Consider the following 24,399-nt stretch of genomic DNA (forward strand, 5'->3'; position numbering starts at 1 on the left):
GGGTGGGGGTGGCCCCGGCGGTCCGCGCGCGGCGCGGGCGCGGACCGCCGGGGCGGCAGGCTCAGGCGCCGAGGGTCGCGCCCCCGTCGACGGTCAGGTCGTGCATCGTGATGTGGGCGGCCCGGTCGGAGAGCAGGAACAGCACCGCGTCGGCGATGTGCTCCGGTTGCGCCAGCCGACCCAGCGGGATGCCGAGCCGGTAGGTCTGCGGGGAGCCCTCGACCGACACCCGCAGCGCGTCGGTGTCCGAGTCCGCCCACAGCGAGGTCAGCATCGGGGTCTGCGTCGACCCCGGGGCCACGACGTTGCAGCGGATCCCGTGCCCGGCCAGCTCCAGGCCCAGGCACTTGGTGAAGCTGGCCGACGCCGCCTTGGACGCGGCGTAGGCGGCCATGTTCCAGCGCGGGGTCGTCGCGGAGTTCGACGCGACGGTCACGATCGACCCGCCGCGGCGCGGGACCATCCGCCTGGCCACCGCCCTGCTGACGTTGAACACCCCGGTCGTGTTGACCGCGAACGTGATGTCCCAGTCCTCCTGCGTGAGGTCGACGGCCCCCGCGGTGCGCAGCACGCCCGCGGCGTTGACCAGGTAGCTGATGGGGCCGATCTCGCTCTCGACCTTGGCGACGGCCGCGTCGACCTGCGCGCCGGAGGACACGTCGACGGTGAAGCCGCGCACGGCGTGCCCCTGCTCGTTGAGGGCCTTGACCAACAGCTCCAGCGCCTCGGTGTCGGCGTCCACCGCGGCCACGGCCGCGCCGTCCGCGGCGAGCGCGCGGACCACCGCCTCGCCGATGCCGCCTGCCGCCCCGGTGACCAGGGCAGTCTTCATCCACATGGCAATCACCCCTCGACGTTCTCCCGGCGCCGCGCCGTCATCCTCGCCACCACCTCCGGGGGTATCCCGAGGCAGCGGACGGAGAAGGACCCCACGGCGTCGAGGTAGTCCAGTTCAAGCCGGGTCTCGTCGACCGCGGTGGCGCGACCGCCCCGCACCAGCACCCGGCCCGCGACGACGACGGTGTCGACGTCGGCGGACCCGCCGAGGGCCAGGAAGCCCTCCAGCGGCCGGGGGTTGAGCAGGTAGCGCCAGTCGTCGGCCCGGATCAGCACCAGGTCGGCCTGCTTGCCGACCTCCACGCTGCCGATCTCGTCGGCCCAGTCCAGGCCGCGGGCGGCGATGCGCGTGGCCATGGCCAGCGCGTCGGTGGGCAGCACCTCCGTCGGGTCGGCGTACATCTCGTTGACGACCTGGTAGGCCGCCTTCATCGCCTCGGCCATGCCGGGGACCGGCAGCGCGGCGCCGTCGGTGGACAGCGACACCTCCAGCCCCGCCCTGCGCAGCTCGGGCACCGCGCGGGTCTCGGTGAGGGTCGACTCGCCTGCGTGGCCGTACTTCGCGGGGGACACGCTGATGTGGACACCGCTGTCCACCAGCAGCTTGCGCTCGTCGTCGTCGACGAACGCGGTGTGCACCGCGGTGAAGCCGGGACCCAGCAGCCCCAGGTCGGCGAACCGGCGCACGGGGCTGGCCCCGTGGTAGACCAGGCTCGCGTCGTACTCGTTGCGCAGCGCGCCCACGTGGGTGGCGAACGGCACCCCGTGGCGGGCGACCAGCTCGGCGAAGCCGCGGCCGAGCTCGTCGGTCATGTTGACCCCGTAGACCGAGGTCGGTCGGGCCTTGAGCAGGCCGGTGGTGTCCGCCGCGGCGCGCGCCAGCAGCGCGTCGAGGTCGGCGAGCAGGGTGTCGGCGTCGCGGGTGCGGCGGAACCGGGTCTCCCCCGGCGCGCAGACCGCGTCGCTGGCCCAGGTGCTGACCGAGGCGCGCATCCCCAGGTGCAGGGCGGCGTCGGCGAGCGCGTCGGGCCGGTTGAACGAGCCGACGTCGCCGAGGGTGGTGACCCCGGTGCGCAGCTGCGTCCACATCGAGTAGCGGGCGATCGCCGCGGCCTCGTCGGGGGTGAGCCCGCCGATGCGGTCGGTGAACGAGTCGAAGGCGACCGAGACCGCGGGCAGGTCGCCGCCCAGGGCCATGAACGCGGGCTTGTCGTCGCGGTCGTGCGGGGTGCGCAGCGCACCCCGGAACGGCAGCCGCATCGCGAACAGGTCGTGCCAGTGGGCGTTGACGAAGCCGGGCAGCACCATCATCCCGGTCGCGTCGAGCACCTGGGCGTCGGCGGGCGCCGCCGCGAGGGCGTCCGGCCCGACCGCGGTGATCCTGCCGTCCACCGCGAGCACCGCGCCGCCGGGCACGACGCCCGCGGCGGCGTCGGCGGTGTAGAGGCAACCGCCCTTGACCAGCAGCGCCGCCATCACCGCACCCGCGGCGGCGCGGCGAGGTAGGCCGCCCAGGCGTCGATGGTGGGGACCGCGGCCAGCTCGGCGAGCACGACCCGCAGGCCCGCGCGGCGCCACTTCGTGCTCAGCCGCATCATCTCCAGCGAGCCCAGGCCGAGGAACACGAGGTTGGCGTCGCCGTCGATCTCGGCCGGGTCGACGCCGATGAGGTCGGCGACCTGGGCGCGCAGCGAGTCCGCTGTGGTCAGGTCCGGTGTGGACAGTTCGGGGGTGGCAGACATGGCTGGTGTCTCCTCTCAGGCTTGCGCCGTGACCCAGTCGCGGGCGATGGCGGGGTCGCAGGCCGCGGCGGCCAGGACCTTCTTGTCGACCTTGCCCAGCGGCGTGAGCGGGAAAGCGGCGACGTACTCCACGCGGTCCGGGAGCTTGTACTCGGCCAGGCCGCGCTCGTGCAGGGCGCGCTTGAGCTCGGGCAGCGCGGGCTGCCCGTCCGCCTCCGCGCACACCAGGAAGGCGTAGATGCGCTCGCCGAGGAACTCGTCGGGCACCGGGACCACGGCCGCGCGGGAGACCGACGGGTGGGTCACCAGGTGGCCCTCGACCTCGCCCGCGGAGATCTTGTCGCCGCCGCGGATGACCACGTCCTTGATCCGGCCCTCGATGACGAGCTTGCCCTCGGGGGTGAGCCGGGCCAGGTCGCCGGAGCGGTAGAAGCCGTCCTCGGTGAACGCCTTCGCGTTGTGCTCGTCGGCGCGGTAGTAGCCCTGCAACGTGTACGGGCCGCGGGCCAGCAGCTCACCGGTGCCCCCGGGGCCGACCGCGGCGCCGTTCTCGTCGACGATGCGCACCTCGTCGAACGGCGAGATCGGTGTGCCCTGGGTGTGGACCACGGTGTGGTCGTCGTCGGCCGCGTCGGTCATCGACAGCAGTCCCTCGGCCATGCCGAACACCTGCTGCAACCGCGCCCCCAGCTCGGGCTCGACGCGCGCGGCCAACTCCGGCTGCAACCGGGCGCCGCCGATCTGGACCGTCCTGAGCGTGGACAGGTCCGGGGACAGCCACTCGGCCGCCTCCAGCCACAGGTGCGCGACGGTCGGCACCAGGCTGGTGAACGTCACCGCCTCCTCGGCGATGAGCCGGAAGCAGTCCTCGGCGCCCGGGTCGTCGGCGAGCACGACCGTGCCGCCCACCCCGAGCACGCCGACCACACCGGGGCAGCCCCAGGTGAAGTTGAACTCCACCGGCAGCGCGGCCAGGTAGACGTCGTCGGCGGTGGTGCCGCAGTACCGCGCGACCTCCCTGGTCTGGTAGGCGTAGTCGTCGTGCGTGCGGGGGATCAGCTTCGGCAGCGCCGTGGTGCCGCCGGAGAGCAGGAAGAACGCGACGTCGGACGGGTCGGCCGCGGGCAGCGGCGCGGGCTCGGCGTCCACTGAGGACAGCGGGACGACGCGCGGGTCGGTCGAGCAGCCGCTGCCGTGGGCGAACACCGTGCGCAGGGTGGGGACCTCGCCGAGCATCCGCTCGGCGAGCTGGGTGTGGTCGTAGCCGCGGTGCACGCCGGGGATCACGTAGCCCACCGCGCCGGACAGCGCCAGCAGGTGCCGGATCTCGTTGGCGCGGTGCGAGGTCAGCGCGAAGACCGGCTTCGCGCCCACCCGGAACAGCGCGAAGGCGACCACGACGAACTCGGGGACGTTGGGCAGCTGCAGCACGACCCGGTCGCCGGGGCCGATGCCCTGGGCGCCGAACCCGGCGGCGACGCGGTCGACGCGGTCGGCCAGCTCGGCGTAGGTCAGGCGGGTCGTGCCGTGGACCAGGGCGACGGCGGCGCCGTCGCGCTCGGCCCAGCGGCGGGGCAGCTCGCCCAGGGGCTCACCGCGCCACAGCCCGGCGCGGGCGTAGGCGGCCGCGCGCTCGGCGGGCCACGGGGTGCATCCGTCCAGCATCGCTCACTCCTGGTTCTCGTCGGGGGAGGCGGTGATCTCCACGACCGCGCACCCGGCCTCCATGCCGGGGGCGTTGGCGATCAACATGACGTGGTCGCCGGGGACCACGGCGCCGGTGCGCCACAGCCGCTCCAGGCCGATGAACGGGTCGGCCGCGCCGACGTGGCCGGTGGTGCGGGTGATCTCCCAGGTGCCGCGCTCGGCGTCGACGCCGAGGGCGTCGAGGTAGATCGCGTGCAGCGGGCCGCGGGCGAAGCCGACGTGGCAGACCCGGGTGATCTTGTCCATCGGCACCCCGGCGTCGGCCAGGGCGGTCTCGGCCGCGCCCGCGACGCACTCGCCGAGGTCGCCGATCGGCGGGGCGACCCCGCGCGACCACTGCTCGCGCCAGTGCTCGCTGCGCTGCTCGAAGTTGAGCGAGACGCCCCGGGTGATGCCGGGCGGGAAGAGCCGCTCGCCGCCGCGGTGCAGCTCCTCCATCCCGGGGTTGCTGTAGGCCGCCACCGAGGCGACCCTCGCGAACCCGCCGCGGCGGGAGACCACCGCGGCGGCGGCCCCGTCGGCGAGCAGGAACAACTTGGCCGCGTTCCACCGGTCGACGATGGGGGCGGAGAAGTTGTCCGAGGTGGTCAGCAGGACGGCGTCCGCCCCGCGCTCGGCGGTGAGCCGGTGCGCGGCCAGCTCGAGGGCGGCGATCATCCCGACGCAGCCCTGCCGCAGCTCCACCGCCGAGATCGGCCGGTCGACGGTCTCGCGCAGCACGTAGTGCGGCGCGGACCACCCGTCGGGCCCCTGGTGGTAGGTGGTGGCGTGCAGCAGCGCGGCGAAGTCGTCGGCCGCCAGGCCGGACCGGGCGATGGCGGCCCTGGCCGCGCTGACCGCCATGTCCGGCGCGGGCAGGTCACCGGCGACCAGGACGGACTCGAAGCCCGCCGCGGCCCGGTCGGCCTCGGCGTACCAGCCCTGCTCGACCGCGTGCGCGGTGGTCACCGCCGGGGGCAGGAAGGTCCCCACCGCGGCGAGGTGGACGTCGTCGACGCGCATGGCTCACCGTCCCCCGCGGGCCGGGGTGTCGGCGGGGTCGGTGGCGGGCACCAGGTATCGCGCGACGCTGTCCATCTTCTCGCTGGTCTCCTCGTACTCGCGCTCCGGCGAGGAGGCCGCGACGATCCCGGCGCCCGCGCGCAGCCAGGTGCGCCCGTCCTGGCGGTAGGCCGAGCGCAGCACCAGGGCCGCGTCCATCTCGCCGGACTGGTCGACGGTCAGCACCGCGCCGCTGTAGAGGCCGCGCGACTCCGCCTCGAAGCCGCGGATGGCGTCGTAGGCCGGGGCCTTGGGCACCCCGGAGGCGGTGACGGCCGGGAAGACCGCGCCGAAGGCGTCCCAGGGGCCGAAGCCGGGCGCGAGCTGCCCGGCGACCTTCGAGGCCAGGTGCTGGCAGGTGCCGCGGGACTTGACGACCATGAACTCCGGGACCTCGATGGAGCCGGGGACGCAGACGTCGGTGAGCTCGTCGGTGCCGACCTTGACCGAGATCGCGTGCTCGTAGACCTCCTTGGCCGAGCCGAACAGGTCGCTGCGCAGTTGGGCGTTGACCGCCTCGTCGTCGGTCAGCGCGCGGGTGCCCGCCAGCGGCTGGCTGACCACCCGGCCCGCGGCGTCGACCTGGACCACGATCTCCGGGCTGAAGCCCAAGGCCTCCAGGCCGCCGAGGTTGAGCAGGAACGAGCGCGCCGGGTTGTTGCCCTTGCGCCCGACCTGGTAGGTGCCCGCCAGGTCGACGTCGAAGTCGACGTCGACGACCCGGGAGAGGATGACCTTGTCCAGGTTGCCCGCGGCGATCGAGTCGACCGCGTTCTGGACCGAGCCCTGGTACTGCTCGACCCCGCGCCCGCGCACGGCCAGCGGCGTCGGAGCGGCCACGGGGGCGTCGACGGCGGCGGTGATGGCGGTGATGAGCGCGGTCAGGGTGGCCTGGTCGGCGGCGCGCAGGTGCGCGGCGCCCTCGATGATCCGGACCTCGGCCGCGGGGACGACCAGGTGCACCAGGCGGTTGTCGCTGACGTGGGTCAGGTCGCCGTCCTTGGCGTAGGACAGCTCGAAGGTGGCCCAGCCGTAGGCGCGCCACCCGGGGATCGCCACGGTGTCCAGCAGCGACGAGATCTGGCGCAGCGGCGCGCCGTCCCAGGGCAGGGAGACCTTCTCCGCGCCCTCCTGGCTCAGCTCGGCGCCGGTGCGGTCCAGCGTCAGCTCGGCGCGCACGCCGCCCGCGTAGGAGAAGGCGCCACCGGTCTCGTAGACGACGTAGGACTCGAACAGGCCGGAGCGGGCCAGGCGGGTCGCGGCGGTGAGGGCGTCGACGGCGAGCGGGAGCTGGGTCTCGAAGTAGTGCCGCGAGATCGTGGAAGTCATCTGCGCGTCCTCTCGGGTGGGAACCGATCTTGTTACCACCTAAAAAACTACAGCGGTAACAACGAGGGCGATACGGCTGCGCGATAAGGCCTCATACTCGTTTGCGAAACATCCGCGCCATCGACGAAAAGCGTTGTGGCACAACGGAAAAGCCGGGCCACGGGAACCCCCGTGACCCGGCTCGGCGCACTCCGCTGTGGCCGACGACTTACCCGGCCCGCTCCTCCATGGCGGTGATGGCCTGGGCCATGCCCGCGATGCTGGGGCTGTCGAACAGCTCGAAGAACAGGTCCTCCAACTCCCGGTCGACGGCGAACCTCTTGCCGATCTGGGCGGTCAGCGAGGCGGCCCGCATGGAGTCGCCGCCGAGGTCGAAGAAGTTGTCCAGCACGCCGACCAGCTCCAGGTCGAGCGCGTCGGCCCAGATCTGCTGCAGCGCGCGCTCGAGGTCGGTGCGCGGCTCCTGGTAGTCGGTGTCGACGTCCGGGCGCGACCTCGGCGGCTCCGGCAGGTTGGCCCGGTCGATCTTGCCGTTGGTGGTCAGGGCGAACACGCCGACCACGTAGGCGGCCGGGACCATGAACGTCGGCAGCTTCTGCCGCAGCGCCCGCCGGACCTCGGCGACCACCGGCTCCCGCCCGGGGTCGGCCTCGAGGTAGGCCACCAGGCGGGTGTCGCCCTTGTCGTCGGCCTTGGCGACCACCGCGGCCTGGCCCACCCCCGGCTGGGTGGCCAGCACCGCCTCGATCTCGCCGAGGTGCACGCGGTTGCCGCGCACCTTGACCTGGTTGTCGGTGCGCCCGACGATCTCGATGTCGCCGTCCGGCCAGTACCGGGCCAGGTCCCCGGTGCGGTAGAGCACCGGGTGGCGGTCGGGGTCGATCGGGTTCGGGATCCACTTCTGGGCGGTGGCCTCCGGCTGGTTGAGGTACCCGGCGGAGAGGCTGTCGCCCGCGATGGCCAGCTCGCCGACCACCCCCGGCGGGACCGGCTTGAGGTCGTCGCCGAGCACGAACGTGCGCACGTTCTGGGTCGGGCGGCCGATGGGCGGGGTGCGCCGCGCCCTGCCGTCCGCGCCGAGGGCCTGGCCGAGCTCGGTGATGTCGCAGATCGCCACGACCGTGGCCTCGGCGGAGCCGTAGAGGTTGAGCACGTGGAACGGCAGCGAGGCCGCGGGCCAGGACTGCACGCGCTCGCCGCAGATCCGGATGTTCTCCAGCGCGGTCTCCTCGGGCCAGTCGAGGGTCAGGATGCGCTCGCAGACCGCCTTCATCAGCAGCGTGTGGGTGATCTCCTCGCTGACGAACCAATCGCGCAGCCACTCCGGCGAGGTCACCACGGACGGCTCGGGGATGCGCACGGGCGCGCCCGCCGCCAGCACCGAGAAGCACTCGACCTCGACCATTCCGTAGCCGGGCGCGGCCAGCCAGGTGCCCCGCGACCGGTCGGTGATGCCGCACAGGGTGCGCATGCTGTAGATGAGGTTCCGCGCGGCCCCGTGCCGCACCAGCACCGCTTTCGGCACACCGGTCGAGCCGGAGGTGTAGCAGATGTGGATGAAGTCGTCGGCCTCCACGGCGACGCCCAGCGGCGTGGTCGGCTCGGTCCTCCAGTCGGTGGTGTCGACGGGGACCACCGGGGCGCTGCCGCCCGCGACGACGTGCTCGTGCGCGGAGAGGGTCAGCACGACCGCGGCGGCCGCGTGCTCGACCATGAACCGCACGCGCTCGGCGGGGAAGTCCGGGTCGAGCAGGATCGCCGCGGCGCCGAGCTTGAAGCAGGCGATCTGCGCGACCAGGCTCTCCGGGCCGCGCGGGAAGCAGGTGCCGACGGTGTCGCCGCGGCCGACGCCCAGGCGCTGCAACCGGTGCGCGAGCTGGGTCGACTGCGCGTCGAGCTCGCCGAAGCTGAGCCGCCCGCCCGGCCACACCACCGCGTCCTGGTCCGGGGTGCGCGCGGCGATGGCCGCGATCTCCTCGTGGAAGAAGCCGCCGGGCACGTCCTCGTCGGTCTGGTTCCAGGCGACCAGGATGCGGTGCAGGTCCTCCTCGTCGAGCAGCTCGATGTCGGCGACCCTGGTCGCGGGCGCGGCGGCCAGGGCCCGGCCGAGGTGGGTGGCGTACTGGTCCGCGGCGTCCGCGCCGAACTCCGAGACCGCCATCAGCAGCTCGACGCCGGTCGGGGCGCTCACGACGGTCAGCGCGGCCAGCGCGGCGTCGGCGTCGTCGACGACCGTGGCGTGGAAGGCGGTGCCCGCGGCCTCGACCGGGGTGATCTCGACGGCGGCGTGCAGTTCGCTCAGCGTGGTCTCGCCGGTGACGGCCAGGTGCACCGCGCCCGCGCCGCCGCGGCCGATGGCGACGGCGGACTCGCCGGTGTAGCGGTGGACCAGGGCGGCGACGGCCGCGATGACGGTGGTGTCCTGGCTGGCGGGTGGCTCGACCGGCCCCGCGACCGACCTGCGGTGCACCGGGCCGGTGCGGTCCTCGGCCGCGGGGCGCGCGAGCGGCAGCGACGCGTTCTTCGACGTGCTCATGTGTTCTCCCTGCTCACTGTCGGCGGTTCGGTGGTCAGCCCGCGAGGGCGCTGTCGGCGGCGGCGCGGCGGGCGCCGATCGCGGCGGCCAGCTTCTCGACCAGGCGGACGGTGCCCGACCAGTCGACGCAGGCGTCGGTGACGCTCTGGCCGTAGGTCAGCTCGTCGGCTTTGCCCAGCACCAGCTTCTGGGCGCCCTCGGCGAGGAAGCTCTCCAGCATGATCCCGGCGATGCCGCGCTCGCCGCGGGCGATGCGGTGCGCCAGGTTGGCCACCACCAGCGGCTGGCGCCGGTGGTCCTTGCCGGAGTTCCCGTGGCTGGCGTCGACGACCACGCCGGTGCCGATCTCGGCCTGGCGCAGCAGCTCCAGGCTCTTGGCCACCTCGATCGGGCCGTAGTTGGGGCCCGCGCTGCCCCCGCGCAGCACCACGTGCCCGTCGGGGTTGCCGGTGGTGGTCACCAGCGCGGTGCGGCCGTCGTCGGTGATGGCCGGGAAGGTGTGCGGCTGCGCGGCGGAGACGATCGCGTCGACGGCGTCGAGCACGTCGCCGTTGGTGGCGTTCTTGTACCCGATCGGGATTGACAGGCCGCTGGTGAACTGGCGGTGCGTCTGGCTCTGCACGGTCCTGGCCCCGACGCAGCCCCAGGCGACCAGGTCGGCGAGGTAGGCGGGCACGGCGGGGTCGAGGAACTCGCAGGCCACCGGCAGGCCGCCGGCGGCGATCTGGGCCATCAGGCCGCGGGTGAGCCGCAGGCCGGAGTTGAGGTCGTTGGAGCCGTCCAGGTGCGGGTCGCTGAGCAGGCCCTTCCACCCCACGCGGGTGCGCGGCTTCTCGACGTAGACGCGCATCACCACGACCAGCTCGTCCTCGACCTCGCGGGCCAGGGCGGCGAGCCGCTCGGCGTAGGCCAGCGCGGCGGCCGGGTCGTGCACCGAGCACGGGCCGGTGATGACCACCAGCCGGTCGTCGGCGCCGGAGAGCACCCGGCGGATCGCGTCCGAGCCGGACAGCGCGGTCTGCCTGGCCGAGGGTGGGGCGGGGATCTCGGCGCGCAGCTCGGCGGGCGAGACAAGCGGCTCCACGCGGGAAATGCGGGCGTCGACGGTCCGGATCGAGCGCATGGTGGGGTCCTTCCGGGACGGTGAGCGGGGTCTGGGACGCGGGTCAGGCGGGGACGGTGAGAACGGCGGCGGAGAAGGTGAAGCCCATGGCGGTGCCCAGCACCAGCAGCGTCGAGCCGGGGGCGAGCAGGTCGTTGGCGGCGAGGTGGGCCAGGGCGTAGAGCTGGTCGGCGGGGCCGAGGTGGCCGATGGTCAGCCCGGTCTCCAGCAGGGTGTTGCGGGGGGTGAACCGCAGCGGGCGCAGGAAGCTGTCCTTGAACAGCGCCCGTCCCACGAACGGGGTGATGAACCAGTCGACGTCGTCCAGCTCGACCTCGGCCTCGGCCAGGGCGCGGCCGACGACGCTGGCGGTGCGCTCGCCGGAGCGCCTGCGCACCTCGCTGAGCGAGATCCCGCCGTGCGCCAGGAACTCCCGGGTGCGCTTGCGCATATCGGGTTGGCCGTCCGCCGAGGCGGTGAACGGCTCCGCGCCCCGGCTCAGGCCCTCCAGCGCGGCGTCGGTCTCGGTGACGATGCTGTGCAGCCGCAGCAGCCCGCGCTCGCGCGCCACCACCGCGGCGGCGCCGCCGTCGCCGAAGACCATGCCCGGGGACAGGTACCAGCGGTCGACCGGCGGGGCGAACCGGTCGCCGAGGGTGATCAGCGCGGTGTCGCGCTGCCCCGCCAGGAGGGTGTTCGCCGCCAGCTCCAGGCTGGTGAGCGAGCCGTTGGAGGCCGCGGAGACGACCGTCGGCTGCCCCTCGACGTTGAGCCCGATCAACTCCTTGGTGATCCAGCAGGCGACCGGCCACATGTCCAGGCCCTGGAAGTTGCTGTGGCTGTGCAGGTGCAGCGTCGAGGGCCCCACCTCGACACCGCGCTCGGCGGCCTCCTTGATCGCCAGCCTGCCCGCGGTCACCGCCAGCTCGGGCGGCGCGGCGTCGGCCTGGGCGACCGAGACCATGCCGGTGGCGGCCGCGACGTCGGCGGAGTAGGACCCGTCCGCGATCGCCTGCTCGATGGGGACGAGGTCACCGAGGGTGCCGCCGGTGCCCGCGATCCAGATGTCGGGGAAGCGCATCGCCGGTTCCTTCCTGGTTGAGGTTACTAGCAAAAAGGTTACGGTGGTAGCACGGGGGCGACAACGGGCCCGTGATTAGTTCTGCTGTTCATTCCGCGCGGCCGATTTCAACGGGCGCAACGGGTTGCGCGCGTCAGCCGCCGCCGTGCAGCCAGGCGACCTCGTCGTGCAGGTCCTCTGTGGTCAGCGCGCCGAGCATCGTGTTGCGCGCCAGGGCCGCCTCGCCCGCCGGGTGGTAGAGCCTGCTGCCCAGCTCCCGCGCGACGAGCTGCGTCCGGGCGGCGCGGTGCCCGCGGTCGGCGTTGTACTTCTCCAACCGCTGCGGCACCTCCCCCGGCGCGTCGAGCAGCTCCCCGAGGGCCACCGCGTCCTCCAGTGCCTGGCACGCGCCCTGGGCGGCGTACTGCAACATCGGGTGCGCGGCGTCGCCGAGCAGCGCGACCCGGCCGTCGGTCCAGGTGCGCAGCGGGTCGCGGTCGCACAGCACCCAGGACTTCCAGTCGGCGCCCAGTTCCAGCAACCGCCTCGCGGTCTCCCCGAGGTCGGGGAACTGCTCCAGCACGAAGTCCCGGCCGACCGGTTTCCCGGTGACCTCCTCGGTCGCCGCGTCGTCGCGGGTGGCCGCCAGGTTCAGGAACTCGCCGCCGCCGATGGGGTAGTGCACGAAGTGCCACTTCGGCCCGGCCCAGAGCGTGACGAGGTTCCACCGCAGGTCCTCGGGCACCCGGTCCATCGGGATGACGCTGCGGTAGATGGTGTGCCCCGAGACGCGCGGGCCGCCGTCGCCGACCATCTGCGCCCTGATCGCGCTGCGGATGCCGTCGGCGCCGATGACCGCGTCACCGGTGAAGGCCCCGCCGCGGGCGGTGTGGGCGGTCGCGGTCCCGTCGGCCTGGGCGTAGTGGGTGGTGCGCTCCCCGGCGTGCAGGGTGACCCCGGGCGTCGCGCGACAGGCCTCGAGCAGGGTCTGGTGGAGATCGCCCCGGTGGACGACGGCGTACGGGTTGCCGAAGCGCTCGCGGTAGGCCCCGGTCAGCGGCATCCCGGCTACGCGCTCGCCGGTGGTGCCGTCCATGAACCGCAACTCGTCGATGAACACCGCCCTGGCGCGGGCGCCGTCGCCGACCCCGAGGCGGTCGAGTGCCCGGAAAGCGTTGGGCCCCAACTGGATTCCCGCGCCGATCTCGGCGAAGCGCTCCGCGCGCTCCAGCACGTCGACGCGGTGCCCGCGCCGCGCGATGGACAGGGCGGCGGCGAGCCCCCCGATCCCGCCGCCGACCACCACGACGTCAAGGGTGGACCTGTCAGTCATGTCGACCCCTCACGCCGCCCGCAGCCGCTGCTGCGCCCCGTCGGCCAGGACCCGCTCCGCCCGCGTGGCCGCCAGCCGCGCCTGGTGCGCCGCGTCGGCCGCCTCCGGCCCCCCGCGCTCGGCGATGCGCGCGAACAGCCCCGCCTTGCGCCGGTACCAGGCGGCCACCACCTCCGGCGAGGCGTTCAACCCCGGTCTGGCGAACTGCAACTCCCCGAACTCGTGCAGGATCTCAAGGTGGCTCATGCGCCCTCCCAGGGATGCGGTGATGGTTACCACCTAAAACTGTATGGCGGTAACACCCCTCGGACAACGCCCCCGCGATAAGGGTTTCTGCTCACCCGGGACAGGCGCGGACCGGCCCCGGTGGCGTCAATCGCCACCGGGGCCGGTCCGGGTCAGTCGGGGAGTGCGCTAAGCCCCCTTCAGGCACTTGCCAGCGGGGCCTCGGCCTCGGGCGCGCGCTCCACGGGAGCGGCGGCCGGGGCCTGCTTGGACAGGGAGGGAACCAGGAACAGCGAGATGAGCAGCACCAGGGTCGCGATGCCCGCGGAGAACCAGAAGGCGCTCTGCACGCCCGCGACCGTGATCGCGCCCGTCGCGTCGCCGGTGAGCGTGGCGATGGTGACCGCGACCGCGAGCAGGAGACCGACGCCGAGCTGGCGGTTGGAGTTGTACAGGCCGGAGGCGAGACCCATCTGCTGGGGCGCGACACCGGTCATGGCGGCGGCGGCGGTGCTGATCATCATTACCGTGATGCCGACGCCGAGGGCGAGCCCGCCCGGGAGCACGTTGGCGGCGAAGGAGCCGTCGGCCGGGGTGAGCGCGAGCCACAGCGAGCCCGCGATCAGGAAGACCGAGCCGAAGACCAGGACCGGGCGGGCGCCCAGCTTGGCCGTCGACTTGGCCACCGGCAGCGAGGCGAACACGACCACCAGCGCCTGCGGGAAGAACGCCAGGCCCGTCAGGATGGCCGAGAAGCCCAGCACGTGCTGCAGGTACAGCGTGATGAAGAACGTCGAGATCGACATCACGCCGCCGGACAGGAACGCCACCAGGTTGCCGCTGGTGACACCGCGGTTGGCGAAGATGGACAGCGGCACCAGCGGGTTGGCCACCTTCGCCTGCAGGCCGATGAAGGCCGCCAGGAGCACGACGCCGCCGACGAGCGGGACCAGGGTGCCGCCGGCGCCCCAACCCTGCTCCGAGGCGATCGTCAGCGCGTAGGCGATCGAGCACATGCTCGCGGTCACCAGGATGGCGCCCGGGACGTCGATCCTGGCCTTGCGGGTCTGGGCGCTGTCGTCGGTCAGCTTCATCGCCGCGGCGACGACCATGTAGATCCCGACCGGGATGTTGACGAACATGACCGCGCGCCAGCCGAAGACCTCGGTGAGGACGCCGCCCGCGAGCACGCCGCCCGCGAAGCCGACCGAGGACACGGCGCCGAACACGCCCATCGCCTTGGCGCGCTCGGCGCCCTCCGGGTACCCGGCGCCGATCATCGCCAGCACGGCGGGGGCGACGGCGGCCGCCGACAGGCCCTGCAGCGCGCGGGAGACGATGAGCAGCAGCGGGGAGTCGGCGAACCCGCCGACCAGCGAGGCCAGGGTGAACACGGCCAGGCCCCACACGAACATGCGCTTGCGGCCGATGATGTCGCCGACGCGGCCGCCCAGCAGCAGGAAGCCACCGTAGAACAGCGCGTAGGCGCCGACCACCCACGGCATGGCGCCGTCGGTGAACGCCAGGTCCGTCTTGATCCACGGCAGGGCCACGTTCACGATCGCGAAATCGAGCGTGAGGATGAACTGCGCCAGGCACAGCAGCATCAGCGGGGGCCGCTTGGTTGCCACCTGAGTGCTCATGATTCCTTTCTCCTGTCTTGTCGTGTGAGAGCACGGCGAACGAGGTCGGTGCTGGACCGACCACACCAGGCCGTGCGGGATTTCTCCTGCATTCCTGCTGGATGACGAGGACACGGCCTCCGTTACCGGTGCACGCGGCACACCGGTGGCGAACCCATGGCGGGGTCTGTCGCTCCCAACGGTGGAACAGGGCTGGAACCGACCGGCCACGGGACGGCGTCCCGGACAAGTCGTGAACACGTCACTACCAGCGAATCCGCTTGGCAGGTAACGTTACCTGGGTGATGGGACAACCAGGAGACAGAGCGGCGGCCCCGGGCGGGCTCGCCCTCGTGCAGTCGTTCGTCAACAGCGTCAACGTCGAGCACGGACCGGACGAGTTCGAGACCACCGACGGGCTCGCGCGGTGGTTGGGCCGCAACGGCTTCACCGCCGCGGACCTCGGTGAGCCGGACCGCCGGGACGCGGTGGCGCTGCGCGAGGCGCTGCGCTCGCTGCTGCGGGAGAACAACGGCGCCGAGCAGGACACCGCGGCGCACCGGGTGGTCGAGCACGTCGCCAGGGACTGCCCGCTGGTGCTGCGGGTCGGGGCGGGCGGCATCGCCCTGGGCCCGGCGCACGACGACGTGCGCGGCGCGCTGGGCGCGGTGCTGGCGAAGGTGGCCGAGGCGGCCACGGACGGTTCGTGGCAGCGGTTGAAGGCGTGCCAGGAACACCGGTGCGAGTGGGCCTTCTACGACCGCTCCCGCAACCGGGCGAGCCGCTGGTGCTCGATGCAGGTGTGCGGCACGCGGGCGAAGATGCGCGTCTACCGGCAGGGCAAGCGCGAACAGGGTGATCAAGGTTGACACCGTGTGGCTCCCCTCGGTGATGACGCAGCCACGTGGACCGAGATCAAGTATGTGCGCGGGATCGGTCCCCGGACCAGGGCGGCGGTCACCACTGCGGCGTGCGTTTCTCACGCCGTCAGCGGTGACCGCTCACGCCTGTCAGGGCGCGTGCTCGCGGCCGAGCAGCGACCGGGCGACCACGAGCTTAGTGGCCGCGGCGGTGCCGTCGGCGAGCTGCATGCCGATGACGTCGCGCAGCCGCTGGGCGATCGGGCCGTCCTCGGTGTAGCCGAGGTGCCCGAGCACGAGCAGCGCCTGCTGCACGGCCTCGACGGCGGCCTTGGGGGCCCACCACTTGGCCATGTTCGACGGCAGCACCGGGTCCAGGCCCTCGTCCTGCCTGGTCAGCGCCTCGAGGGCGACCAGCCGGGCGGCGTGCAGGACCGTGGCGTGCTCGACCAGCGAGAACGCCACCGACTGGTACTTGGACAGCGGCTGGCCGAAGGCGACCCTGCTCTTGGCGTGGGCGATCGCCTCGTCCAGCGCGGCGCGGGCGACCCCCAGCGCCATCAGGGCGATGAGCGCGCGGGAGAACCCGAAGCCGCGCATCACCTCGATGAACCCGTCGCCGGGCCCGCCGACGACGTCCTCGCGGCCCACGCGCACCCGGTCGAAGACGAGGTCGCCGCGACCACCCGCCCGGCAGCCCAGGTCGTTGGTGCGCTCGCGGGTGACGCCCGGGTCGTCGAGTCCGATGTAGAACGCGGTGACCCCGCGCGCGCCGGGGCCGCCGGTGCGGGCGAAGACCAGCCCGTGGGTGGCGTAGGCGGTGGCCATGATCGAGGCCTTGACCCCGGTCAGCACCCAGCCGTCGCCGTCGGGCTCGGCGGTCATGGCGATGTTGGCCGCGTCGGTGCCGTGGTCGGGCTCGGTCAGCGCGACCGCGACGACGGCCTCGCCGCGGGCGATCGGGGGCAGCCAGCGCCGGAGCTGCTCCGGGGTGCCGTTGGCGGCGAGCACCCCGGCGACCAGCGCGGCGTTGAGGACGGGGAAGCAGACCGTCAGGTCCGCCGCCGCCAGCTCCTCCAGCGCGATGCCCGCGCTGACCGCGTCCAGCTCCAGGCCGCCGTGCTCGGCGGGCACGCGCAGGCCGTAGAGGCCCTCGGCGGCGATCTCGGCGATCAGGCCGTCGCGGTAGCTGCCGCGCACGTCGTTGTCCCGGCGGTGCGGGGCGATGCGGGACGCGGCGAAGTCGGCGGTGCTCTTGGCGAACGCCTTCTGCTCCGCGGTGAACTCGAAGTCCATCGTGGACCCTCCTACTGGGCGCGCAACAGCTCGCGCAGGGCGAATTTCTGGATCTTGCCGGACGGCGTCCTGGGCAGGGCGGGCACGAGCTCCAGCCGCTCGGGCCAGTAGTGCTTGACCATGCCCAGCCCGTCGAGGTGCGAGGTGAGGTCGTCCATCGTCAGCGCGGCGCCGTCGGCGGCGACCACGACGGCGCAGGCGCGCTCGCCGAGCCGCTCGTCGGGGTAGCCCACGACGGCGACGTCGGTGACCGCGGTGTGCCGCAGCAGCGCGGCCTCGACCTCCACGGCGGGGATGTTCTCCGCCCCGCGCATGATGAGGTCCTTGACCCGGCCGGTGATGCGGATGCCGCCGTGGCCGTCGTCGCGGGCGAGGTCGCCGGTGTCGAACCAGCCGTCGGCGGTCACGTTCTCCGCGTAGGCGTCCTGGCGGCGGTAGTACCCGAGGCACTGCGCGGACCCGCGGACCTGCAAGGCCCCGACGGCCCCGGGCGGCACCGGGTCGCCGTTGTCGTCGACCAGGCGGACCCGCATGCCGGGCACGGCGGTCCCGTCGCTCTCGGAGGCCCGCAGCACCGGCTCCTCGGGGCGGGTGATGGTCACGCAGCCGTTCTCGGTCATGCCCCACAGGGCGTATAACCGACAGCCGAGCACCTCGACGCAGCCCTCCACCAGCACCGGCGGGACGGGCGCGCTGCCGGTGGCGAACACCGCCAGCGCCGAGAGGTCGTACGGGGTCTCCAGCTGCCAGTTCACCAGGTCGGACAGGAACGGCGGGGCGCCCATGAAGAAGGTGACCCGCCGCTGGGCCAGGATCGGCAGCATGACCCTGGCGTCCCAGTGGTCGACGTGCACCGAGGTCGCCCCCAGGTGCAGCGGCATGAGCAGGTTCCAGGTGTAGCCCGCCTGGTGCGCGGTCGGCGACCCCATGGCGGTGACCTCGTCGGCGGTGAGGCCGAGGACGTCGGCCTGGGCCTTGTTCATCGAGTGCAGCGTGTTGTGGCTGTGCACGACGCCCTTGGGCTCGCCGGTGGTGCCGGAGGTGAACATGACCTGCGCCAGGTCGTCCGGGCCCGCCTCGACCGCGCCGTCGAGCGAGGACTCGGTGTCGAGCAGCTCGGCGTCGAAGTCCAGCGAGCCGCCCACCGCCCCGCCGCCGAGGATGACCCGGTGGCGCAGGGTGGGGACGTTCGCGGCGACCTCGGCGCTCATGGCCGCGTAGTCGAACCTGCGGAACTCGGCCGCGGCGATGTAGACCGGGCTCTCGGTGAGCCCGACCATGAACTCGACCTCGCGCCGCCGCATGATCGGCACTATCGGGCCCGCGACCGCGCCGATCCTGGCGCAGGCCAGGATCAGCGCGGCCAGCTGCCAGGTGTTGGGCAGGTGCAGCGTCACCACATCGCCGTGGCGGACCCCGAGCCGGTGCAGGTTGCCCGCGATCCGCTCGACCTTCTCGGCGAGCTCGCGGTAGGTGAGCGACACCGGGCCGAACTCGCCCGTGGGCACGCTCTGGTAGCACACCAGGGCCGTCTTGTCCGGGGTCGCCGCGACCGCGCGGCGCAGGTCGTCGAGGACCGTCTCCTCGCGCCACCACCCCTGGGCCCGGTACCGGTCCGCCGCTGCCGTGGAAATCGCTGTGTCGCCCATGATGGGGACCTATCCCTTCACGCTCGACGTGGCCCGCTCGACGATGGCCGCGGCGGTGACGCCCGCGCGGTCGAGCAGGTAGCGCTGGGAGCCGGAGACCGAGACGAACCGGTCCGGCATCCCGAGCCGGTGCACGCGCACCGGCAGCAGTTCGGTCAGCGCCTCGGCCACCGCGGCGCCGAAGCCACCGGCCCGCCAGTGCTCCTCGACGGTGATGACCGTCCCGGTGATGCCCGCGGCCGCGGCCAGGGTCGCGGTGTCCAGCGGCTTGACCGTGTGCACGTGCAGGACCGTGGCGTCGATGCCGAGTCCGGACAGCTCCTCGGCCGCCTCCCACGCCGAGAGCACCGGGTAGGCGCCGCAGGCGGCGATGGTGACGTCGGTGCCCTGGCGCAGCACCTGGGCCTGGCCGAGGACGACCGGCGGCCCGGCGGGCAGGTCCGGCACGGCGTTGCGCCCCAGCCGCAGGTACACCGGGCCGGGCAGCGCGAGCGCCTGGCGCACCAGGGAGTCCGTGCTGGCGGCGTCCGCGGCGACGACCACGGTCATGTTGGGCAGCACCCGCATCGCCGCGATGTCCTCGAGCGAGTGGTGGGTGGCGCCCAGGTGGCCCGCCGACACCCCGGAGTGGGTGGCGGCGATCCGCACGGGCAGGTCGTTGTAGGCAATGTTGATCTTGACTGCCTCGATGGCGCGCGACGACGCGAACGCCGCCATGGTGTTGGCGAACGGGACCCGGCCCTGCTTGGCCAGCCCCGCCGCCGCGCCCATCAGGGTGTGCTCGGCGATGCCGATGTTGACGTAGCGGCCCGCCGCGGGGCCGAAGTCGACCCCACCGAACAGGCCGGTGTCGGTGTCGAGGCAGACCACCCGCTCGTCGCGGGGCATCAGCTCGGTGAGGATGTCCCGGTAGACCTCGCGGGAGGAGGGGGCCTTGGGCGGCGCGGGGACCGCGGGGGCGCTCACGGGCGACGCGCCTTGCGCAGGGCCTCGAGCGCCAGCCGGTGCTGCCGCCCGCCGAGCTTGGCGTAGTGGCTGCGGGCCTGGTCCTCCACCATCGGCAGCCCCTTGCCCTTGACGGTCCTGGCGATGACGACGGTGGGGCGCCGGTCCTGCCCCGGCGCGGCGGAGAGGGCGTCGGTGAGCGCGTCCACGTCGTGGCCGTCGACCTCGAACACCCGCCAGCCGAACGCCCGCCACCGGTCGGCCAGCGGCTCCAGGTCGTTGACCTCGGCCGTGGCGCCGGTGATCTGCAGGCCGTTGCGGTCGACGACCGCGACCAGCCCGTCGAGCCGGTGCGCCGCGGCGACCGAGGCCGCCTCCCACACCGAGCCCTCCTGCAACTCCCCGTCGCCCATGACGACGAAGGTCCTGCGGTCGGTGTCGTCGAGCCGGTTGGCCAGCGCGAAGCCGATGCCCAGCGCCAAGCCGTGGCCGAGCGACCCGGTCGGCATCTCCACCCCGGGCACCTCCGTGTTGGGGTGCGCCATGAGCGGGCTGCCGTGCTCGCCGTACTCGGCCAGCCGCTCGACCGGGAAGTACCCGGCCTCGGCCAGCGTGGCGTAGAGCCCGATCCCGCCGTGGCCCTTGCTCAGCAGCAGGACGTCGCGGTCGGGCCAGGCCGGGAAGCCCGGGTCGACCAGCATCACCCGGAAGTAGAGGACGGACAGGATCTCCACCAGCGACATCGAGCCGCCGACGTGGCCGCCCTCGCGACCGGCGCACATGGTGACGACGTGCTCGCGGATCCGTGCGGTGACCTCGGTGAGGTCGGTTCGGTCGGTCTGCCGGTGCTCGGCCCCTGTGGCCGGGGCGGCTGCGGGCGCGGTCGGCGCCTGGCCGCCGCGCACCGCGAACGTGCTGCTCATGCCCTTTGTGTCCTTTCGACCGGGGTCAGTTGGGGTGCAGGCCGGTGAACTCCAGCCCAGCGCGCTCGGGCAGCCCGTGGCGCACGTTCATGCACTGGACCGCGTTGCCCGCCCCGCCCTTGACCAGGTTGTCCAGCGCCGCGATGACCGTGATGTGGCCGGACCCCGCCTCCAGGGCGAACCCGACGTCGCAGAAGTTCGAGCCGGACAGGATCTTGGCGTCGGGGAAGCGGTGCAGGCCCCGGCGCTCGGCGACCACGCGGACGAACGGCTCGTCGGCGTAGGCGGCGCGGTAGGTCTTGCGGACCGCCCGCTCGTCCACCCCGGGGGCCAGCCGGGTGCGGCAGACGAGCTGCACGCCGCGCACCGCCTCGACGCCGGTGGCCGACATCCGGATCGGCAGGCCGGTGGCCTGGGCGATCTCCGCCTCGTGCCGGTGGCGGACCGGGGCGAACACGCGCATCGCGCCGCTGCGCTCGGAGTGGGTGTTCTCCACCCCGGCCCTGGCCCCCGACCCGCTGGAGCCGGTGCGCGCGTCGACGGTGACGTCCCCGGCGAGCAGGCCCGCCTTGGCCAGCGGGGTCAGCCCGAGGATGCCCGCGGTGGCCATGCAGCCGGGGACGCTGATCCGGTCCGCGGTGCGCAGCTCCTCGCGGTGCAGCTCCGGCAGCCCCGTGGTGAAGCTGTCGAGCAGCTCCGGCGCGCTGTGCCGGACCCCGTAGTAGGCCTGGTAGGCCTCCGGGCAGCCGAGCCGGAAGTCGCCGGACAGGTCGATGACCGTCTTCGCCAGCCCGAGGAAGTCGGGCATCCTGGTCATGGTCTCCTTGTGCGGGGTCGCCAGGAACACCACGTCGTACTGGTCGAGCGCGTCCTCGTCGGAGAAGGCGAGCCTGGTGCGCCCGCGCAGGTTCGGGTGCACCCCGTCGACCTGGCGGCCCTGCAGGCTGCGCGAGGTCGCCGCGGCGACCTCCACGTCCGGGTGCGTGGTGAGCACCCGCAGCAGCTCGCCGCCGATGTACCCGGCGGCCCCGACCACGGCGACCCTGATCATCGGACGCCCCTCGCCGCGGCCAGGTCCACGATCCGCTCCGCGACGTCCACACCGGAGTGCGCGCCCTGGAAGCCCCTGAACTCCACCCTGTCGTTGACCTCGAGCACGGTGAGCCCTCCTTCGGTGTCCTCGATGAGGTCGACCCCGGCGATGTCGGCGCCGACCGCCGCCGCGGCCCGCGCGGCCAGGTCGGTGATCTCGTCGGTCAGCGCGCACACCTGGCTGACCGCGCCGCGCGCGACGTTGGTGCGCCACTGGTCGCCGCGGCGGCGGGTGGCCCCGATCGGCTCCCCGCCGACCACGACGACCCGGATGTCGTTGTCGGCCTTGGGCACGAGCGCCTGCAGGTAGACCACGTGCGACTGCGGGGAGGGCAGCGCCTCGATGTGCTCGAGGACCGCCGCGGCCATCGCCCGGTCGGTGACCTGGGTGACGAGCCTGCCCCAGGACCCGACGAGCGGCTTGACCACGGCGGGGTAGCCCAGCTCGTCGAGCGCCTTGAGCGCGGCGTCCGGGGTCAGCGCCAGCGAGGTCGCCGGTGTCGGCAGCCCGGCGCGCAGCAGCGCCGCCGAGGTGAGCCACTTGTCGCCGCTGACGTGGGTGGCCGCGGCGGAGTTGAGCACGACCACCCCGACCGATTCCAGCGCGCTCGCGGCGTAGCGGGCGCGGAAATGGCCGACCTCGCGGTTGATGACGAGCCCAGGACCGGTCCAGGAATTCCCGCCCGCGATGTGCAGCGTGCGCGGGTCGAGGTGCTCGAAAGCGATGCCCCTGCGGTCGAGAGCGGCCATGATGGACTTTTCCTCGAACCGCACTCGAGAGGCCAGGATACCGAGTGCGGCGGCGTCGGAGTTCATCGTCATGCTTCCCTTTTGTGGCTCGTCGTTGTGGCGGACCCCGTTACTCGCCCCAGTCCTCCTCGACCTCGGGCGCGAGCTCGAGCAGCGGCGGCTCGACGGACTTGACCTCCAGCTCGCTGCGGCACTCGACGCACTCGACGATCTCGCTGACCCGCGCGTCGGCGTCCAGGCCGACCTGCGCGTCGCACTCCGGGCACACGGCGCCGGAAATGGTCTTCTGCATGACTTCGCCCCTCGTTGTCGCTGTGCGTGACGGTATGGGATCAATTTAGGCCCCGAACGTGAAAATATCCAATAAAGTCCCCTTCTCAATGCACACCGAGTGGGTTATGTGCTGGCCGTATAACCGGGTTCCGAGAACAACATAAGCAGGGCTTTTCGCACGGACGGTAAATCAGCGGCCGGTGAACCCTATGCTCGGTGCGAAGCGATTTCCCATTCCCAGCACCTCCCCGGTTTCGAGCAAGGAGCGCAGATGACAGGGACTCTCCTCCCCGCGGACGTGGCCCAGACCCCCGGCGAGGCGTTCGCCGCCGCCGCGGCCGCCGCGGGCCCCGGCGACCTGGTGGTGCCGTTCAGCACGCACCTGCCCGCGGCGTTCCCGCTGTTCGCCTCGCGGCCCCGCTACCCCGTCCGCCACCTGCTCAAGACCGCGGCGACACCGGACGGCCCGGCCACGTTCGTGCACGAGCCGCCGGTGGGCGCGCTCGCCGCCGCGGGCACCAGCTACGCCGCCACCCCGGAGGCCGCGTTCGCGCCGGTGCTGCAGCGGACCCCGCTGACCGACCTGGTCGCGCGCGTCCCCGCGCCCGCGGGCATCCTCGACCACCCCGAGCTGCTGCCGCAGTACGTGGACTTCCGCGTGCTGGTCCGGCTCTCGGTGGTGGAGAACCAGTCGCTGCTGACCGGCACCGCCGACGGCGCGATCAAAGGCCTGCTCAACCTGCCCGGCACGCGCGACATCGCCTCCCCGCACGGCCTGGCCGCCGCGGTGACCGAGACCGCGGCCGAGGTCGAGGAGACCGGCGGGTCCTGCGACGGCGTCGTCGCGCACCCGTTCACCTACTGGGAGATGGTGCGCACCGGCCTGCTGGAGCGGCTGCGGGGCGCGGGCGTCACCGTCTCGCGCACCAGGATGATCCCGCGCGACACCCTGCTGCTCGGCGACTTCCGGGCCGCCTTCACGCTGCTGCTGCCCGACGTCGCGCACATCGCGCTGCGCCGGGGCGCGGGCGCCGACGGCGGGGACGTGTTCGAGGCGTCGAGCCGGATCGGGCTCGCGGTGCACCTGCCGCAGCACCTGATCGCGCTGACCTGGCAGTCGGGCGAGTAGTCCGGTGTCGCGGCCGAGGGTCCTCTACATCACGGGCTGGATGCGCAGCGGCAGCACGCTGCTGGGCAACGTCCTCAACGAGCTTCCCGGCGTGCTGCACGTCGGCGAGCTGCACTACCTGTGGCGCAACGGGGTGCTCAAGCAGGGCACCAACACCACCTGCGGGTGCGGTCGCGACATCACCGCGTGCGCGCTGTGGTCGGCGGTGCTCGACGACGACGGATCGTCGGCCCTGGCGGCGGCGCGCCGGATGATGGGCCAGCAGCGGCGGCACCTGCGCACCCGGCACACCGCCGCCCGCCTGCGCGACTGGCAGGACGGCGGCGGGCCCCCGCCCGGCGTCGCCGAGGCGACCGGCCGCACCGCCGCGGTCTACCACCTGCTGGCCGCGGGCGGCGCCGACCGGCTCGTCGTCGACGGGTCGAAGTACCCGGCCGAGGCGGCGGCGCTGCTCGGTCGGTCCGATGTGGACGTCCGGGTGCTGCACGTGGTGCGCGACCCGAGGCCGACGGCGTTGTCCTACAAGCGCGCCAAGGACTACATCGACCCGATGGGACCGGCCCGCAGCAGCGCCTACTGGACGGCGTTCAACGCCGCCTCCGAGCTGCTGGGCCGGGCCGCGCCGGAGCGCTACCTGCGCGTCCGGCACGAGGACCTGTGCGCGGACCCGCGCTCGGTGATCGCCGCCGTCATGGCCTTCGCGGGCCTCGACGGCGACAACCCGGTCGACGACCGGGGCCGGGTCGCGCTCGGCGTCAACCACACCGTCACCGGGAACCCCGACCGGCTCAGCACCGGCGTGACCGCCATCCGGTCCGACGAGCGGTGGCGGACGGCGCTGTCGCGGCGGGAGATCACCGCCGCGACAGCGACCGCCGCCCCGCTGCTGACCCGCTACGGCTACCCCCTGCTGCCCGCCGGTTAGGCCGTCGCGAAGGAGCTGGAGAA

General features: G+C 73.3%; 22 protein-coding genes. 3 read left to right on the plus strand and 19 right to left on the minus strand.

The annotated features are described in order from the left end of the window. Positions 1-61: 61 nt before the first annotated feature. From GCL84_RS06450 to GCL84_RS06505, 12 genes are all read right to left on the minus strand, one after another. Positions 62-838: a 2,3-dihydro-2,3-dihydroxybenzoate dehydrogenase gene (locus GCL84_RS06450; protein WP_156754440.1), complete on the minus strand. Its 777-nt coding sequence runs from the start codon at positions 836-838 to the stop codon at positions 62-64. A 5-nt stretch (positions 839-843) separates the two neighbouring features. Then, positions 844-2,313 carry an amidohydrolase family protein gene (locus tag GCL84_RS06455; protein WP_156754441.1) on the minus strand — a complete coding sequence of 490 codons (1,470 nt, stop codon included), beginning with the start codon at positions 2,311-2,313 and terminating at the stop codon, positions 844-846. Continuing rightward, positions 2,313-2,579 (minus strand): phosphopantetheine-binding protein, encoded by a 267-nt coding sequence (locus GCL84_RS06460; RefSeq protein ID WP_156754442.1) that lies wholly within the window; start codon positions 2,577-2,579, stop codon positions 2,313-2,315. Before GCL84_RS06460 ends, GCL84_RS06455 begins: the two co-directional genes overlap by 1 nt. Positions 2,580-2,594: 15 nt before the next feature. After that, positions 2,595-4,244, minus strand: coding sequence for a (2,3-dihydroxybenzoyl)adenylate synthase (locus GCL84_RS06465; RefSeq protein WP_156754443.1), 1,650 nt, complete (start codon positions 4,242-4,244; stop codon positions 2,595-2,597). Between the two features lie 3 nt (positions 4,245-4,247). Beyond that, positions 4,248-5,288, minus strand: a complete 1,041-nt coding sequence (locus tag GCL84_RS06470; protein WP_156754444.1) for a ketoacyl-ACP synthase III family protein — start codon at positions 5,286-5,288, stop codon at positions 4,248-4,250. A 3-nt stretch (positions 5,289-5,291) separates the two neighbouring features. Further along, entirely contained in the window at positions 5,292-6,656 is a 1,365-nt protein-coding gene (locus GCL84_RS06475; protein WP_156754445.1) for a salicylate synthase, read from the minus strand. Between the two features lie 208 nt (positions 6,657-6,864). After that, positions 6,865-9,192, minus strand: coding sequence for a non-ribosomal peptide synthetase (locus GCL84_RS06480; protein ID WP_156754446.1), 2,328 nt, complete (start codon positions 9,190-9,192; stop codon positions 6,865-6,867). Positions 9,193-9,226: 34 nt separating this feature from the next. Continuing rightward, positions 9,227-10,315, minus strand: coding sequence for a 3-deoxy-7-phosphoheptulonate synthase (locus tag GCL84_RS06485; RefSeq protein WP_156754447.1), 1,089 nt, complete (start codon positions 10,313-10,315; stop codon positions 9,227-9,229). Between the two features lie 43 nt (positions 10,316-10,358). Further along, complete coding sequence (locus GCL84_RS06490) at positions 10,359-11,375, minus strand: ketoacyl-ACP synthase III family protein (RefSeq protein ID WP_156754448.1); 1,017 nt, start codon at positions 11,373-11,375, stop codon at positions 10,359-10,361. Positions 11,376-11,508: 133 nt separating this feature from the next. After that, positions 11,509-12,687: a 3-hydroxybenzoate 6-monooxygenase gene (locus GCL84_RS06495; protein WP_156754449.1), complete on the minus strand. Its 1,179-nt coding sequence runs from the start codon at positions 12,685-12,687 to the stop codon at positions 11,509-11,511. A gap of 9 nt (positions 12,688-12,696) precedes the next feature. Further along, a complete protein-coding gene (locus GCL84_RS06500; RefSeq protein WP_156754450.1) occupies positions 12,697-12,933 on the minus strand; it encodes a hypothetical protein in 237 nt (78 codons plus the stop codon). Positions 12,934-13,112: 179 nt separating this feature from the next. Then, positions 13,113-14,555, minus strand: coding sequence for an MFS transporter (locus GCL84_RS06505; protein ID WP_156754451.1), 1,443 nt, complete (start codon positions 14,553-14,555; stop codon positions 13,113-13,115). A gap of 284 nt (positions 14,556-14,839) precedes the next feature. On the opposite strand from GCL84_RS06505, the gene GCL84_RS06510 reads away from it, so the two are divergent. After that, the gene (locus GCL84_RS06510; RefSeq protein WP_156754452.1) at positions 14,840-15,403 is read left to right on the plus strand and encodes a CGNR zinc finger domain-containing protein; all 564 of its coding nucleotides are present in this window, start codon (positions 14,840-14,842) and stop codon (positions 15,401-15,403) included. A 141-nt stretch (positions 15,404-15,544) separates the two neighbouring features. On the opposite strand, the gene GCL84_RS06515 is transcribed toward GCL84_RS06510, so the two are convergent. The 7 genes from GCL84_RS06515 to lysW are packed head-to-tail and all read right to left on the minus strand — an operon-like array spanning position 15,545 to position 22,341. Beyond that, positions 15,545-16,690: an acyl-CoA dehydrogenase family protein gene (locus GCL84_RS06515; RefSeq protein ID WP_156754453.1), complete on the minus strand. Its 1,146-nt coding sequence runs from the start codon at positions 16,688-16,690 to the stop codon at positions 15,545-15,547. 11 nt (positions 16,691-16,701) lie between these two features. Next, entirely contained in the window at positions 16,702-18,339 is a 1,638-nt protein-coding gene (locus tag GCL84_RS06520; protein ID WP_156754454.1) for an AMP-binding protein, read from the minus strand. A gap of 9 nt (positions 18,340-18,348) precedes the next feature. Beyond that, positions 18,349-19,305 carry a transketolase family protein gene (locus GCL84_RS06525; protein WP_156754455.1) on the minus strand — a complete coding sequence of 319 codons (957 nt, stop codon included), beginning with the start codon at positions 19,303-19,305 and terminating at the stop codon, positions 18,349-18,351. After that, positions 19,302-20,207 (minus strand): transketolase, encoded by a 906-nt coding sequence (locus GCL84_RS06530; RefSeq protein ID WP_156754456.1) that lies wholly within the window; start codon positions 20,205-20,207, stop codon positions 19,302-19,304. Before GCL84_RS06530 ends, GCL84_RS06525 begins: the two co-directional genes overlap by 4 nt. 25 nt (positions 20,208-20,232) lie before the next feature. Further along, entirely contained in the window at positions 20,233-21,258 is a 1,026-nt protein-coding gene (gene argC / locus GCL84_RS06535; RefSeq protein ID WP_156754457.1) for an N-acetyl-gamma-glutamyl-phosphate reductase, read from the minus strand. Beyond that, positions 21,255-22,121, minus strand: a complete 867-nt coding sequence (locus GCL84_RS06540) for a RimK family alpha-L-glutamate ligase (RefSeq protein ID WP_197523056.1) — start codon at positions 22,119-22,121, stop codon at positions 21,255-21,257. Before GCL84_RS06540 ends, argC begins: the two co-directional genes overlap by 4 nt. Positions 22,122-22,158: 37 nt before the next feature. Then, entirely contained in the window at positions 22,159-22,341 is a 183-nt protein-coding gene (lysW, locus tag GCL84_RS06545) for a lysine biosynthesis protein LysW (RefSeq protein ID WP_156754458.1), read from the minus strand. Positions 22,342-22,593: 252 nt separating this feature from the next. Between lysW and GCL84_RS06550 the strand changes: the two genes are divergently transcribed. Further along, positions 22,594-23,451, plus strand: a complete 858-nt coding sequence (locus tag GCL84_RS06550) for a family 3 encapsulin nanocompartment shell protein (RefSeq protein WP_197523057.1) — start codon at positions 22,594-22,596, stop codon at positions 23,449-23,451. Between the two features lie 4 nt (positions 23,452-23,455). Further along, the gene (locus GCL84_RS06555; protein WP_197523058.1) at positions 23,456-24,376 is read left to right on the plus strand and encodes a sulfotransferase; all 921 of its coding nucleotides are present in this window, start codon (positions 23,456-23,458) and stop codon (positions 24,374-24,376) included. The last annotated feature ends 23 nt before the right edge of the window (positions 24,377-24,399 follow it).

Source organism: Actinokineospora pegani, assembly GCF_009745975.1.
Taxonomy (GTDB): domain Bacteria; phylum Actinomycetota; class Actinomycetes; order Mycobacteriales; family Pseudonocardiaceae; genus Actinokineospora; species Actinokineospora pegani.